Annotated in this window: 12 protein-coding genes and 2 pseudogenes; 9 read left to right on the forward strand and 5 right to left on the reverse strand. The window is 59.4% G+C overall.

The window, feature by feature from the left end:
* The first annotated feature begins 258 nt into the window (after positions 1-258).
* The 4 genes from QJT82_RS41020 (at position 259) to QJT82_RS41035 (ending at position 3,464) form a co-directional block, all read left to right on the forward strand.
* Complete coding sequence (locus tag QJT82_RS41020) at positions 259-1,824, forward strand: tetratricopeptide repeat protein (RefSeq protein WP_028344019.1); 1,566 nt, start codon at positions 259-261, stop codon at positions 1,822-1,824.
* A 157-nt stretch (positions 1,825-1,981) separates the two neighbouring features.
* Positions 1,982-2,647: a cysteine hydrolase gene (locus QJT82_RS41025; RefSeq protein WP_196238237.1), complete on the forward strand. Its 666-nt coding sequence runs from the start codon at positions 1,982-1,984 to the stop codon at positions 2,645-2,647.
* Positions 2,648-2,910: 263 nt separating this feature from the next.
* Positions 2,911-3,246, forward strand: a complete 336-nt coding sequence (locus QJT82_RS41030; RefSeq protein ID WP_028344018.1) for a class I SAM-dependent methyltransferase — start codon at positions 2,911-2,913, stop codon at positions 3,244-3,246.
* On the forward strand, positions 3,243-3,464 hold the full coding sequence (locus QJT82_RS41035; protein ID WP_028344017.1) for a hypothetical protein: 222 nt from the start codon (positions 3,243-3,245) through the stop codon (positions 3,462-3,464). The genes QJT82_RS41030 and QJT82_RS41035 overlap by 4 nt, the downstream gene beginning before the upstream one ends.
* Before the next feature lie 815 nt (positions 3,465-4,279).
* Here QJT82_RS41035 and QJT82_RS41040 read toward each other — a convergent pair.
* A complete protein-coding gene (locus QJT82_RS41040) occupies positions 4,280-4,423 on the reverse strand; it encodes a hypothetical protein (RefSeq protein ID WP_155258747.1) in 144 nt (47 codons plus the stop codon).
* 444 nt (positions 4,424-4,867) lie between these two features.
* Positions 4,868-5,227 carry a DUF2934 domain-containing protein gene (locus QJT82_RS45675; protein ID WP_338139889.1) on the reverse strand — a complete coding sequence of 120 codons (360 nt, stop codon included), beginning with the start codon at positions 5,225-5,227 and terminating at the stop codon, positions 4,868-4,870.
* A gap of 1,033 nt (positions 5,228-6,260) precedes the next feature.
* Here QJT82_RS45675 and QJT82_RS41050 point away from each other — a divergent pair.
* From QJT82_RS41050 to QJT82_RS41065, 4 genes and pseudogenes are all read left to right on the forward strand, one after another.
* Positions 6,261-9,587 (forward strand): adenylate/guanylate cyclase domain-containing protein, encoded by a 3,327-nt coding sequence (locus QJT82_RS41050; RefSeq protein WP_028344016.1) that lies wholly within the window; start codon positions 6,261-6,263, stop codon positions 9,585-9,587.
* A gap of 270 nt (positions 9,588-9,857) precedes the next feature.
* Entirely contained in the window at positions 9,858-10,148 is a 291-nt protein-coding gene (locus tag QJT82_RS41055) for a hypothetical protein (RefSeq protein WP_245288887.1), read from the forward strand.
* A 296-nt stretch (positions 10,149-10,444) separates the two neighbouring features.
* A complete protein-coding gene (locus QJT82_RS45680; protein WP_276553046.1) occupies positions 10,445-10,579 on the forward strand; it encodes a hypothetical protein in 135 nt (44 codons plus the stop codon).
* Positions 10,572-10,784: pseudogene (locus QJT82_RS41065) on the forward strand (transposase); the annotation flags it as partial. The gene QJT82_RS45680 and the pseudogene QJT82_RS41065, both read left to right, overlap by 8 nt.
* A 1,388-nt stretch (positions 10,785-12,172) precedes the next feature.
* On the opposite strand, the gene QJT82_RS41070 reads toward QJT82_RS41065, so the two are convergent.
* Positions 12,173-12,394: a hypothetical protein gene (locus QJT82_RS41070; RefSeq protein WP_028344015.1), complete on the reverse strand. Its 222-nt coding sequence runs from the start codon at positions 12,392-12,394 to the stop codon at positions 12,173-12,175.
* A 233-nt stretch (positions 12,395-12,627) separates the two neighbouring features.
* Between QJT82_RS41070 and QJT82_RS41075 the strand changes: the two genes are divergently transcribed.
* A complete protein-coding gene (locus QJT82_RS41075; protein ID WP_028344014.1) occupies positions 12,628-12,966 on the forward strand; it encodes a hypothetical protein in 339 nt (112 codons plus the stop codon).
* A gap of 176 nt (positions 12,967-13,142) precedes the next feature.
* Here the strand turns inward: QJT82_RS41075 and QJT82_RS41080 are convergent, their stop codons facing one another.
* Complete coding sequence (locus tag QJT82_RS41080) at positions 13,143-13,907, reverse strand: site-specific integrase (protein WP_245288888.1); 765 nt, start codon at positions 13,905-13,907, stop codon at positions 13,143-13,145.
* A gap of 6 nt (positions 13,908-13,913) precedes the next feature.
* A pseudogene (locus QJT82_RS41085) lies at positions 13,914-14,048 on the reverse strand (transposase); the annotation flags it as partial.
* Positions 14,049-14,218: the final 170 nt, after the last annotated feature.

Raw genomic sequence — 14,218 nt, forward strand, 5'->3', positions numbered from 1 at the left:
ATCGCGGCCTGACGCTGGCCCAGTTTTGGCTTCAAGATTGCCTGCCCTGCAAGGCCGTTTTTACACGGCCAAGGCCCATATCGGAAGTCGGCATCTGTGCTACGACGCGGCTGGCCGTGTCCAACTCAGACCGTCGACCACCAGGACCCGGCGAGCACATTTGATGTGTTGCTTTTACTTTCCTTACCGGCGGCTTATTCTTCGTGTTCCAAGTGTTGCTAGGGTTCGATGACCGTAGACCGCCTAAAGGGATTGGCAGTGCGCTATCTTTTCGGGGAGTACGCATTCGACGTCGACCGGCGCGAGGTGCATCGTGGGGCAGACATCGTCTCCGTCGCGCCCCAGGTTTTTGATCTGATCAATTACCTACTCCGCAACCGGGAACGAGTTGTCAGCAAAGACGACCTCATCAAAGCCATTTGGAATGGGCGCAGCGTATCCGACGCGGCTCTGACAACCCGCTTGAATGCCGCCCGGATTGCGATCGGCGATTCCGGCGAGGAACAGCGCTTCATCAAGACACTGCCGCGCAAGGGCTTCCGTTTCGTCGGAGCAGTCCAGGAAGCGCTGGACCCGTTGGGGACGCAGCAAGTTACCGAAAACCGGCAGGTAGAACCTCAACAACCCGACCTTGCGCTCCCCGACAAACCCTCCATCGCTGTGCTGCCATTTGAGAACATGAGCGGCGATCCAGAGCATGAATTCTTCGCCGAAGGCATGGTGGAAGAAATCATCACTGCGCTCTCGCGCTTCAAGTCGCTGTTCGTCATCGCGCGCAATTCGAGCTTTACCTTCAAGGGCCGGGCGGTCGATATCAAGGAAGTCGGGCGAAGGCTCGGCGTGCGGTATGTCCTCGGGGGGGCTGTGCGGAAGGCGTCGGGGAAAGTTCGCATCACAGGACAGTTGATCGATGCGGTTACTGGCGCGCATCTATGGGCGGACCGGTTTGAGCGTGACCTGATCGACGTCTTCTCTCTTCAAGACGAAGTTACCATCGCCGTCGTCTCGGCTATTCAGCCAAAGATGCTTCAAACAGAAATTGCAATGGCGACGCGGCGGCGACCAGAGAACCTCACTGCCTATGACTTTTTTCTCCGAGCCATGCACCAATACCACCTGACGACCCGCGAAAGTTTGGCCGAGGCGATCAAGCTGGCTCATCGCGCTTTGGAGCTAGACCCGAGGTTCGGCTTTGCGGCGGCTTTGGCAGGTGACTGTCATGCGAGCAACGTCGCTCTAGGCTATGCCAACGATCCCCAGTTCGACCGCGAGGAGGCAGTGCGGCTCGCTCGTTTGGCATTGAGGATCGATGATGGTGATCCGGACACGCTGTCAAGGATTGCCGTAATCTTGGCGGGCACGGTCGGCGATAGCGAAGCCGAGATCGAAATGGCTGACCGGGCGGTCGCGCTCAACCCAAACTCATGGCGCACTTGGAATAACAGAGGCTGGGTCTATGTATTGGCGGGACTTCCAGAGGAAGCGATGCGGAGCTTTGAACGCGCCATTCGCATGAGCCCCGTGGACCCGCTGCTGCACATGACGTTTATCGGCATTGGGAATGCCCTTATGAGGCTTCGCCGCCTTGACGAGGCGATCGTAGCATTTAAGAAAGCGCTTCGGCACAATCCCTCCTTCATGCCAGCTTACCGCGGCCTCGCGTCCGCCTTCGCCCAGCTAGGACGCGACGCTGAGGCGCACGAGGCGGCGGCGCGCGTGCTTGAGATCGATCCCGCCTTTACAGTATCGGCGTGGATCGCCCAGGTCCCCAATCACTCAAAGCTGTTTGTTGAGGGTCTTCGGAAAGCCGGGTTGCCCGAATAGCTCGCTGCCCAGGATGGACGAGGCGATTGAATGACTGCTTCTGGCCCTCAGCCGATGCTTGCTCAGAATGCCGCTATGTCCGCTGTCGGGAGGAAAGATCAATGTCGAATGCCGCAGAGCCATTCCTGGTGGGTGCTGGGTGGGCCGGGTTTCCGCGATGATCGGCAGGCTGGCGCCTATTGAAACACGAGGAACTACTATGGCGGAGCACCTGGAAGCGGCAAAGACGGCTGTACTCGGACTGCACTTGCAGAAACACATGACGGACCCGGCATCTCCAGTCGCGCAACACACTGGTTTTGCCGGGATGGTGCAGAAGACAAACCTCTTCGACAAGATCAATCGCGTTCTGAGCGCGGCGCGCGAGAAAGGCATTTTCATTGCTTATGTCAAATTGGATTTATCGCCCGGCGATTACCGCTACCCGCAGCGGGGCCATTTCTGCCAATTCGTTACCGCTGAGCATGAGGCGGGCGAAGTCCTCCGTCCCGGCACCTGGGGATATGACCTTCACGACGCGTTGGTGTGCCAAGAAGGCGAACCTGTCATCCTGGGGCGTCATATTAGTGCTTTTGCCGGCTCGGACCTCGATAATGCGCTTAAGACCCGTGGAATAACCGATCTGGTTCTAACCGGCGTCGCCACAAACTTTGTCGTCACCAATACGGCATGGTCGGCGATCGACCGAGGCTACAGCTGCCTCGTACTTGAAGATTGCTGCACCTCTGGCAGCGAAGAGATGCATCAGGATGCGATCGATCACCTTCGGCCAATCGCCGACATCTGGCAGTCCCGCAGTTTCATCGACGCTTTGACGCGATAGCGTGGAAGGTAAGGCCGATGGGGATGTTAAGGATCACTGGTCGCGCCGTGGCGTGCTTGCGCGGATAGACGCCGTTCTCACTGATTTGGGACACGACCCGCAGAACCTCACGCCCGAAATACCGGCGACCGTCGAACACCTCCATTCCGGAGGATTGGCGACCACACGCGATCAAGCGGAGCGGATTACGCTGACTCGGGATAGCCGCGTCCTCGATATCGGCGGCGGTCTGGGTGGACCGGCACGCTACCTCGCGAATAGGTATGGCTGCTGAGTGGACGGCATCGACGCCAGAGCTGATAGAGACCGGACAGATCCTGACCGAGCGCTGCGGCCTTTCCGGCCGTGTCGTTCTGCAAATCGGCGATGCGCTCGATCTTCCATATCCCGACAAGGCCTTCGATGTTATCTGGTGCCAGAACGTCACCATGAATATCTCCGATAAAGCCCGATTCCTTGCGGAGGTTTATCGGATGCTTACGCCGGGCGGATTGTTCACCTCGACCGAATTCTCGATCGGTCCCGGTGGCGACATCCTCTACCCTTTGCTTGGACTTATGACGCCTCAACCAATTTCCTCGCTTCCGAAAACGTTATGAGCGCCCAGTTTGAAACTGCGGGGTTCCGTATTCGGGACTGGACCAACTACAGTGACGTGGTGATCGAGCGAAGCAAGCTGACCCGTGGAGTCCAGCCCAACAAGCTGGCTCACCAGTTCGTCTTCGGCGAAGACGTGCCAGAACGCCAGCGCAACGGGCAACGCAATCTGATCGAAAGGCGGATCATCTATTGGATGATAACCGCCGAGCGCCCATGAGCGGTTGACTCTCATGGGCTGATCTTCGCGGAGATCGCCGCGATATTGCCTTCAGGTGGTCGACCGACAGACCGAACCAAGATTGCGGCAACCTAGGTAGCATTTGACGAGGTGGACCGCACCTGCTGCTGCCGCCGCCAAATTACGGCGATGTCGCACACGCAAGAGTCTGGTGTTGGCCCATCGCGTCATATCGCATCGCCGCACAATTGCTGTCGCTTTTGGGGCGAAGCGGACGTGAGCCTAATTTATGAGAACGCGCCCTAATGCAATCCAGTCGATTCCGCAACCGGAGACCACGGGCGATCGCAGTAATCAAAGCGGCTATCAGCATACAATACCGAACGTGGACGCCCAAGACGCTGAAACCTTCAACAAGCGTATTCAGATCGGACTGCCATCGCTGACCCAAAGAAAGACCCCGCCGCGCGAAGGGATACAGAGAAGACCGCAAACGCCCTTCGCGCGTGGTCTCATCAGCACGAAGGATTCAGATAGGCTCGCCAGCGGCCAGAGGGAACCCGGTGCGCGACAATGATGCCAGGCCGCCTGCGTTCCGTACGGTGCTGATGCCGCCGAACCCATCAAATTCTGTTTAGAGAGCCCGCCTCAGTTCCGTCCAACTGAGTGACCTTACTTGCTTCCATCGTTCGCAATGACTCCAAAGATTGGAGCGCGAACTGAAATCAAATTTTGCGGTCTCGAAACCTGCATCAGCTTCACGCATTCGGCGTTCTAGTGAAAGTTCCACCATGGATTGTGACCGCTCCAAGCCCAACGGTACTGTGTTCGGCATACATGATTGGCTTGACTATCTATGGGATCAAGCGGCCACGTGCCGGAACCTTGTTCAGCAGGCCGACGATCCTCTCGTTAAAACCGAACTGCTTGCGTTGGCGTCCGTTTGCCAGGAGATCGCCGATAATATCGAAGATCATTTGACGGGTGGGGACGGCCATGCGCCGCGTGGGCAAAGGCTGTCATGAAAAAGGCTGTCATGAAAGAGGCCGCCAACTGAGACGGCGAGACCCGCGCCGGCCTAGTTCGCTTTTGACTCGCTCGCTTAGTTCTTGGTTTCATTGGTCCTCTGCCAGCGTCTTTAGGCCAGTTCGCACTTAGGACACGCAAGCGTGCAGAAATCGGGACCGCTGCCGGGCCATCCCGCGCCATCAACTGAACATGTCGCCACCGTCCGCCCGTGCTGGTCCAGCGAGATCACCGGCCGTCTCGCGATGAAAGCATCAAAGCCGTTCACCGCCCGCGTCGCATCTTACTGCCAAACTACCTGATCCACGACATAGTTGCTCCCTTCCGGTGCGCGTCGAGCCGTGGCTGTATCGTGCATGCATTAGGGCGAGCGGACGACCGGCGGATGGCTCAGATGATGCGAAGGTGCATCCGGGCTAGTGGCCGCCCGCCGGGACCATATCGCGCCGTCGTCGAGTCGTTCGACGCGTGACATTCGACGCGCGTAGCCCAGAATTCTCTCTCGCACTTTCGGCTAATAGTTCTTTCTCTGCTTGGTACCAAAAGGCATCGCACTTGGTGGACCCACCTGCGGCCTTCCAAAGTTTGTAGGCCCGTGTCCGGATATCTTCCTCCGTTAAGGTGCGCATGGTTCCGCTCCTAACTTCGAGTGCTGTGGAAAACTCGCGGGGGTGGAAATTCGTTCCTTCGAATTTCCAGCAGCGACGACACCTCTTTACCGCTCCCCCGGATAGGCGACGGTGCTTCAAGAGTGCACTTCGGTAATCGCATTTCATTCCGAAGGGTTGCGATCACTTGGCAATCTGGCGGATGCGTCGGCGCCACTCTTCGGGTTCCTTGTCCGAACGGAGCATCGCGTCGCGACAGAGATCAATGGAACGAAAGCCGCCCGCCAGGCATTAGAAATATGAGACCGCCGCTCGCCGGTGTTATTACGGCGCATGTCGCGGATAGCCAAAGGTCGCTGCCAGCGATCCGCTGTTCTTAATACGAGCGCTCGCGCAGATAGCCAAAAGCGGCGGTCTCCTGTTCCATTCAGAATTGCCAACCGTGCTCGCGAGCGGGAAACCGCAAGACGCTGGGGCTTTCTTACCCAAATGAGGCTTCGTTATGCACAATCGCATCGACATTGAGAACACACGCAACCGAGCCATCGTTCGAGAGATCGGCGAGAGGCTGTACGTGTCAGAGGCTGTACGTGTCGCTGAAACCAGAGCCGGAACCTCCAACGAGACTTGAAAAGAAAATCGACCAACATCGCGAATTGGAAGAGTGGTCACCGTCAATCGTTCCCAGTGCCGAGCATTGAAAAAACTCGCCTTTATGGACGAGTAATGCCATCGGTGAAGCGCCGTGCGTCACAAATTTTGAACGAGTATGGCGAGGCGCAAGCCGAATCGGGAAAGGTCATCCTTACCGAGCTGCGCGCGCCCAGAGCGTGTTCCTTTCAGATCAATCCAATCAGGATGAAAAGAGCGTTGGCAGGTCCGAAAAGTGCGCGAACCGGACGTCACGCAATCCATTGTCGCCGGCTCATGGACCCGCTCAATTAGTTGCCGGTAACGGTCACATTGGTCTGGTCGCGTAACGGTGCTTGCTGCCGAAATCGGGCGCGTACGGTTGTTCTCATCATGCCATGCGCTTCTTGGTAGCGAACATCCGTACTGACGCACCACCTTGGCAAATATTCGAAGGCCCACGGAGGCGAACTGCTGTAAACAAGACGTGCTATTCCGGAAACATCGGGATAACGTTTCTTCGCTGTGGTCTAAAATTCGGCCGGCCGTCAATCAGATGTCGGTGGAGCCAATGCAGCAGATTGCGGAGTGGCTCGAGAAGCTTGGGCTTGCGCAATACGCGCAGCGCTTTGCCGAGAACGACATTGATCCAAGCGTTCTGCGCGATCTGACCGACCATGACCTCGAAAAAATCGGGGTATCGCTCGGCCATCGTAGGAAGATATTGCGCGCGATTGCGGAATTCGATGAGGCCGGACCGAGACCCGCGCCTGCGCCTCGGACCGCGGCCGAGAGACGTCATCTCACGCTGATGTTCGCTGATCTTGTTGGTTCGACAGCGCTCTCGACAAGGCTCGACCCTGAGGACTTGCAGGAAATCATCGGCGCGTACCATCGCTGCTGCGCCGAGCAGATCGAGAAACTTGGCGGGTTCGTTGCCAGATACATGGGCGACGGCGTGCTCGCATATTTCGGCTATCCGCGGGCGGATGAGGACGATGCTGAGCGCGCGGTATGCGCCGGGCTGGCATTGGTCGCGGCCGTGGCAGGAGTCGATGTCGGTCCGGGGGCAAGATTGCGAGTACGAGTTGGCATTGCCACCGGGTTGGTGATCGTCGGCGATCTCATCGGGGATGGCGCGTCCCAGCAGCATGAGGTGGTCGGTGAGACCCCCAATCTAGCCTCGCGGCTTCAGGCGCTAGCCGAGCCGGACACGGTGGTCATCGACGGCAGCACCCGCCGCCTCGTCGGGGGACTCTTCGAGTATCTCGCTCTCGGGACCGTGTCCATCAGAGGATTCAGCGACCCGGTTCCGGTCTGGCGAGTTATGGGCGCGAGCGCGGTCGATAGCCGCTTCGAGGCCTTGCGCGTAGGCAGAACGCCACTGCTTGGCCGCGATGAGGAGATCGAGCTGCTGATGTGCCGCTGGGAGCAGATAAAACGCGGCGATGGCTCGGTCGTGCTGATATCGGGTGAGCCCGGCATCGGCAAATCGCGCCTCGCCGAGACCGCGGTGGAGCGGCTGAGCGATGATCCACACATCCGCTTGCGCCGTTTCTGCTCGCCGCACCATCAGGACAGCGCGCTTTTCCCGACCATCTCACAGCTCGAGCGGGCAGCGGGATTCCGGCGTGACGATACGGACCAGCAGCGATTGGACAAGCTTGAGGCGTTGCTTGCGGAGGCAAACGTTGACCTCAGCGAGGCCGTCCCTCTGATCGCGGACTTGCTGTCCGTGCCGATCGGCAATCGCTATCCACCGCTCAGCCTCACACCACAGAAGCGCAAGGAGAATACGCTTCGGGCCCTCCTGGCCCAGCTCGAGGGACTGGCGGCGCGTCGGCCCGTACTGATGGTGTTCGAGGATGTGCACTGGATCGACCCCACCTCGCTCGACCTGTTGGACCTCATCGTCGACCGGGTGGCCACCCTCCGGGCCTTGCTGGTCATCACCTTCCGGCCAGAGTTCGCGCCGGTCTGGATGGGGCGTTCGCACGTGACACAGATCAGCCTCGGTCGTCTGCCGCGTCGACAGCGAGCCGAAATGGTCATGCGGGTGACCGGCGGCAAAGCGTTGCCCCAGGAAGTCGCCGAACATATTATCGATCGGACCGATGGCGTACCGCTGTTCATCGAGGAATTGACCAAGGCGGTGATCGAGAGCGGCATGCTGACCGACGTCGGCGACCGCTTTGATGCGAGGGGGACCGTGCTTCGGCTTGCCATCCCTACCTCGCTCCAAGCCTCGCTTCTGGCACGGCTCGATCGCTTGGCACCCGTGCGCGAGGTGGCGCAGATCGGCGCCGCCCTCGGGCGGTCGTTCTCGCATGAGCTGATCAGCGCCGTCGCGGCTGTGTCGCAGCACCAGGTGGACGGGGCTCTGGCCCAGCTCGTAGGCGCCGAATTGGTCTTCCAGCGGGGCACCCCACCCGATGCAGAGTACACCTTCAAGCACGCGCTGGTGCAGGACGCAATCTATAGCACCCTGTTGCGCGGTCGACGCCAGCAGATCCATGCCCGCATTTCAACGGTGATTGAGAGTCAGTTCCCTGAAATCGTGGCTGCCCAGCCGCAACTCATGGCCCATCATTGCGCCGAGGCCGGTTTCAACGAGAAGGCGGTAAGCTACCGGCTCAAGTCCGGCCAGCAAGCGGTCGCGCGGTCGGCGATGACGGAAGCGGTGGCGCAGTTACAGAAGGGCCTGGAATTGCTGGCGAACATGCCTGAGGACTCCCGGCCCGTGCAGCACGAACTCGACCTGCAAATTGCCCTGGGTCGGGCGCTGATGGCAGCTCGAGGGTATTCGGCGCCGGTGGTGGGCGATACCCTTGTCAGGGCGCGAGCGCTCGCTGAGCGGTTCGATCGGCCGGATCGTGTCGTCCCGCTGCTCTATTCCCAATGGGGTTTCCATATGGTTCGGTCCGAGCACGAACTGGCGGTGTCCCTTGCCGAGCAGATGGAGAAATTTGGCGAGACTAGAAAAGATCAGGTCGCTCTGCTGCTGGGTCACTATATCCACGGCGCCAGTTGCTACTTTCGCGGGGAGTTTGTGACAGCGCGCGCCCTTCTCGGTCTGTGTGATGGCCTGAGAGATCCGGCCGCTCGCGCGATTTGCGCCGCCATCGCGGTGGCCGATCCGTACGCAGCAAGCCTGGGTCACTTGGCGTTGACATTGGCGCTTCTGGGCCACATCGATCAGGGACGCGCGCGCGTGGACGAGGCGTTGTCGGAAGCCCGCGGGCTCGACCATCCGTTCACGGTGGCCTTTGTGTTGAGCAAGGTGTGTGCGGTGGAGGCGGCCGCCGGCTTGCCGCATGACGCACGGCGGCACGCGGAAGAGCTGGTCGCTCTCTCGGACGAGCACGGTTTTCCGCTCTGGTTGGGCGTCGGACTTCTCCAGCATGGTCGCTCATTGACAGCACTTGGACAGGCGCGGGATGGCCTCGCGATGCTCGCGAGTGGGCTCTCGGTGCTTCGTGGTGCCGGAGCCGTCGTGCACACACCGCGCGCGCTCTGCTTTCTCGCCGAGGCTCACGCCAAGGTCGGGGATCTGCAGGAGGGACAGAATTGCCTCGTCGAGGCTGCGCAGCTCATCGAGACGACCCACGAGCGGTCCGGTGAGGTCGAGCTACATCGAATTCGAGGCGATATGATGAATGCGCGAGGCGACCAAGCCGCTGCGGAGCAGAATTATCATCGAGCGCTCGCTGTGGCGGAGCGCCAGAGCGCGAAGACGTTTGGGCTGCGCGCTGCGACCTGCCTCGCCCGCCTGTGGCGCGATCAAGGCAAGTGCACGGAAGCTCACGACCTCCTCGCGCTGGTGTATGGCTGGTTCACCGAAGGCTTCGACACACCAGTCCTGCGGGACGCTAAGGCGCTGCGCGACCGGCTGGCCTGATGCAGTTCACCTCTTGCGTGGCGGGATAGCTGCTGGTCGCCGCAGGCGAGGTGGTTTAGAACCGCACGTTTTTTTCAACAATGTCCAGTCAGGGTTCAGACAATGGCAAGGCCATTCGTGAGGCCTGTCGCGAGTTCGTCGCGCTATGCCGCAAGCTTGAGCTGTTCAGTGAAGCGAGCGTCGTCATTGATGGATCAAAGTTCAAGGCTGTCAATGCACGGGACAAGAACTTTACCGAGGCCAAGATGAAGAGGCGCCTCGAGCGGATCGATGAGAGCATCCCGCTACCTATCTCAACTCGAAACCGCCGATCGCCATGGCGACGCGGTGCCGGAGGCGAAGGTTGAGCGGTTGAAAGACAAGATCGAGAGGCTCAAGGAGGAGATCGTCCGGCTCAACGCGATCAACGCGGAGATGATGAAGAGCGAGGACAAGCAGATCTCGCTCTCCGATCCTGACGCCCGCTCGATGGCCACAAGTGGCAAGGACACCGGCATTGTCGGCTACAACGTGCAGATTGCAGTTGATACGCAGCATCATCTCATTATGGCCCACGAGTGACCAACGTGGGCAGCGATCGGCACCAGCTCGCGAACATGGCCAGGCAGGCGCGTGACGAGATGGTTGTCGAGACAATCGATGCCGTTGCTGATCGCGGCTACTATGACGGCGAAGAGATTCGTGTCTGCGAGGTGGCTGGCATTGCGGTCACATTGCCAAAACCGCTGGCCTCAGGAGCGAAGGCCGCCGGCCGTTTTGGCAAGCAGGACTTCATTTATGTTGCCGCCGAGGACATCTATCGCTGTCCTGCCGGTGAACGGCTGACGTACCACTTCACCGGCTACGAGGACGGCAAGATGCTGCGCCGTTACTGGACCACTACTTGCCAAGCCTGCGCGCTCAAAGCTCAGTGCACGACGGGCCCCGAACGGCGGATCGCACGCTGGGAGCACGAGACTATGCTGGAGAAGGCGGCTCGACCAAGACCCTAACAAGATGACTTTGCGCCGGCAGACCGCGGAGCATCCGTTCGGGACCATAAACGACTGGATGGGTGCGACGCACTTCCTGATGCGGGGAAGACACAAGGTAGCAACCGAGATGGCGCTCAATGTGCTTGCCTACAACATGAAACGCGCAATAGCGCTTCTGGGCTGCAGACCACTGCTGCAGGCGATACGTAAGCGACGTTTGTAACGGCGCCGGAGGGTTCAGACCCTTCATTTGCCAGCCCGGTCGAGCCGCTAAACGGATGCCGAGCGTTCTCGACCTGTCACTCACGAGGGGTTCTCACACAGCCTCGGCCCATAGCTGACGGTCTGCATGACGATCGGCAACGCCGGCTCTTCGAGGAGAACCGGAAGTCTCCCGGTTTGGCCGTTATCGAAAAGCCCGACCGCTAATTCAGACGGCCGGGCGAAATGTAAATATGAACTCGATGAACGCTGCGTATATGCTGCGGTGCGAGACAAGCTTCCATCCCGGACGAACACGGCAGGCGGTGCCTAGTCGCACTTGAATGAGGCTGTTTAGCCGCCGGACCGAGGCACGAACGCATCCACGGAAGCGGCTATTCGGGTTGCCAATTCAGTAGCGGTCGGCGTGTCAGTAGCGGTCGGCATGGACTGCTTTTCGAGCGGTAAGCCGACGGAATGGACCGCCGCCAATCCGGCACTAACGGTACAAACAGCTATCGCAATTGCGGCGAGATGATCGATCCTCATGCGATGGTCCCTCGCATCGGCCCCATCAATTAACCGGATACATTCAGAATTGGTTCCCGAACGCGAGCGATTTCTTATGAGCGATTGCCGGTACTCTTCCCAATATTGAGCGCCGGGCCTCGTTGAGCCGAACGACACGCTGTCGCATCGGCTGCGCCGCGCCAGTCCGCGCGTTTCTTTCAGAACAGCCCGACCATGGAGAAAACAGCGACTTCGGTCAGGAAAGCGACACTCATAATAGCGACGGTGAGAAACACGTCGCCCGCAGACAGATTTGTCATAGTGCGCCTCACATTTCGCGAAGCCCCGTTGACAATTCACCTATGTTAAAAAGGTTCGGTTCCGGCGGATCGAAGCAAGCCTGATCAGCGTTGCTGTCGCGGTGGCAGGAAGGCCGTGCACACGCAAAGACGCTGTGCACATTAAGCTAACGGTAGCAGCCATGGCCGAACCGCGCCGAATCCCCTCTGATCCGTTTTCCCTGGAACCAAAACACTCCCGCGCAATCTGTAACGAGATTGGCGATCGGCTTCGCCAGCATCTCGCTCACGATGTGCCTCCGGTTCCGCCGCACCTTCAAAAATTGCTAGGTCGGTTCCCCGCGCTGCAGGATGCCCCAGCAAGCGTTCCCAAACGACACTCCCCTGAGCGTGGAAGGCTATTTAGGTTCTGGGCGGGTTTCACAGGATGGCGGCGGTGACCATGCTGGAGCGTCTGACGGGCGGTCACGGCGAGCGGCACACTGGAATATCCACGCGCCCCGCCGTTCTTGGTTGGCACTGCCACCCCAAAAGGCCTCGACGCAATCAGCCCGCATCGGGGCTTTTCATTTGAGGCATGAGCAGCCGATGGCCGCGTCCGCTACCGAATTTCGAGTTCCTTAATTGCTTGCGCTGAAATCTCTACGGGGTCGGCAATTCCGGTCTGGGCAACCTTGATGATTGTCTTCGCAATCAGTTCCGTCAGTGAATCATCGCGGTCCTTGACGGACAGTAGATGAAGCGCCTGCTCGTAGGCCTTCCTCACGAGACTGGCTTCATCGGGCCGCATGGTACTTATGTGCTTATCCAAATAGCTCGACATCGTTGGTCTCATCCGTCTCACGCAGACCTGCCACGGGAACCCGGAAAATTCGGAGAGGCGACCGCCGGCCGAACTTGAAATCCGGTGTGGCGGGGGATCGCGACCTGGCGATGAAAGGCCCTATGGTCGCTGTGCGAGCGGAACGGGCCTCGCCGCATTCTTCGGCGGCGGCCCATGGTCCGAGGACGGATGAGTTTAGAACACCGTCGTCTGGCCGCTGACAAGAGATAAGGATGAAACGCAAAGCCGGAGACGAATTTCAGGCGGAGAGCGAGCAAAAGGGCGAGATCTCGTTCGATCTCGTGATGGAGGAAGATATGCCCTTTGTCGAAGGCTGTTATCGTCTATCTGACGGCAACTGGCATGTTTTTATGGTTCGTCATTCTAGAGGAGGGACGGAGCAAGTCGGAATATATCGAGACCTCGCGTGGAAGAGTGGTGTTACCGGTGTCAATGTGATTGTCCGTGACGAGAAAATTAACAAGAGCACTGTTCTTCGTCTCCTTTCTGATGCACTGGAGGTAACTGAATGGCTTGAGGTCCAAGGACCTGATTCGATGCAACTCAGATAGCTCGAATTCTCTCAGGTCGGTCGGCGCGGGGTGAGGACCACGCGGCGCGCCGGGTAGGGACGCTTTTGCAATGGCAACTGCGCGCGACGACAAGATATCGTAGATTTTGCTGATGCGGGAAAAGCGATGCGCTCTGTTGAGCTGAATCAATGCGACTCCCAGGCCAACTCTTAAAATTAGCAGTGGACCGCGACAACTCCGTGGGAGACACCAGCATAAGAGAGGCCGGCGCCCGCTATCACAGTGCGAACATGTCCCGATTTTGGAGCCGGCAAGGCAGCAACGTGCTTTGCCCAGCGTTCGAGCGCCTCGCGCATCTCGGCCGCGTACCGGGCGCGGTTATATACACCGGCAACGCCGACCCGGTGGCCGCTGACGTGGTTTAGGATCGCCTCTACGATGTGAAGCAACACGCCAAGCCGGTCGGCCATAACCGTGGACGCCGATCTCCGGAGATCGTGAACTGTCCAATGGGGCAGGGGTTCGCCTAGGGCCTCGGCGATGCGCTCATCAAGCGCTGCCTTCGACTTTGACCAGCCGGAGAACCCACGATGGGGGTCACCGCTGCGTCGGGGTCCGTTACCAAAGAGGAAGTCTCGGCTGTCTCGGCGGGGCGGGAGCAGGGCCAAGGCGGCGGGAACTAATGGCAGCAAGTGATGCTCGCGATGGTTCTTGGTTCGGGTACCCGGCAGGGTCCAGAGCCCCGAACTAGTATCGAGTTCGGCCCATTGCATGCTGCCCACTTCATGACGGCGTTGGGCTGTGAGCAGCAACAAACGCACGATGCGTCTGTAATCGTCATCGCCGCTGGCCCACCAGATGGCCGACAACTCCGTCTCGGTGAGGACCCGTTCGCGGCTGCTCGGCTGCGCGGGTCGATTAGTGCCGAGAACCGGGTTCGCAGCGATGTCGAGTCCCTCGCGTATTGCCCAGTTGAACATTGAGGACAGCCATATCCGGATAGATGCGAGTTGAACGAAGGCAAGGTAGTTTCCCGCAAGCCTGTCATAGCGTGTTGCCACACGACGACATGGCTTGATCCCGTTGAAGAACCGTTCGACCTTGTTGCGAGCGCGATAAAGATACGGGCTGAAGCAGATCGGATCGCTGCGACTGCTTTTCGGGGGGATGTTGGCCCATGCCCCTTTTTCATGGGCAGCTCTCTGATCCAGTCGCGTCATAGCCATGGTCGGCAAGCAGCGTTGACCCGGGCTTCAGGTGAGAGAGCAGTCTTCCGGCAACGGTCTGGCGA

Origin of the sequence: Bradyrhizobium sp. Mp19, assembly GCF_029952935.1 — a bacterium.
Classification (GTDB): Bacteria; Pseudomonadota; Alphaproteobacteria; order Rhizobiales; family Xanthobacteraceae; genus Bradyrhizobium; species Bradyrhizobium elkanii.

What these genes read in the sequence shown, in the direction of transcription:
- QJT82_RS41030 (WP_028344018.1), top strand. Translation starts at nt 2,911, where the DNA reads ATGGCTGCTGAGTGGACGGCATCGACGCCAGAGCTGATAGAGACCGGA.
- QJT82_RS45675 (WP_338139889.1), bottom strand. Translation starts at nt 5,227, where the DNA reads ATGAAATGCGATTACCGAAGTGCACTCTTGAAGCACCGTCGCCTATCC.
- QJT82_RS41070 (WP_028344015.1), bottom strand. Translation starts at nt 12,394, where the DNA reads ATGTCGAGCTATTTGGATAAGCACATAAGTACCATGCGGCCCGATGAA.
- QJT82_RS41040 (WP_155258747.1), bottom strand. Translation starts at nt 4,423, where the DNA reads ATGGCCGTCCCCACCCGTCAAATGATCTTCGATATTATCGGCGATCTC.
- QJT82_RS41035 (WP_028344017.1), top strand. Translation starts at nt 3,243, where the DNA reads ATGAGCGCCCAGTTTGAAACTGCGGGGTTCCGTATTCGGGACTGGACC.
- QJT82_RS41050 (WP_028344016.1), top strand. Translation starts at nt 6,261, where the DNA reads ATGCAGCAGATTGCGGAGTGGCTCGAGAAGCTTGGGCTTGCGCAATAC.
- QJT82_RS41025 (WP_196238237.1), top strand. Translation starts at nt 1,982, where the DNA reads ATGATCGGCAGGCTGGCGCCTATTGAAACACGAGGAACTACTATGGCG.
- QJT82_RS45680 (WP_276553046.1), top strand. Translation starts at nt 10,445, where the DNA reads ATGCTGCGCCGTTACTGGACCACTACTTGCCAAGCCTGCGCGCTCAAA.
- QJT82_RS41080 (WP_245288888.1), bottom strand. Translation starts at nt 13,907, where the DNA reads ATGTTCAACTGGGCAATACGCGAGGGACTCGACATCGCTGCGAACCCG.
- QJT82_RS41075 (WP_028344014.1), top strand. Translation starts at nt 12,628, where the DNA reads ATGAAACGCAAAGCCGGAGACGAATTTCAGGCGGAGAGCGAGCAAAAG.
- QJT82_RS41055 (WP_245288887.1), top strand. Translation starts at nt 9,858, where the DNA reads ATGAGAGCATCCCGCTACCTATCTCAACTCGAAACCGCCGATCGCCAT.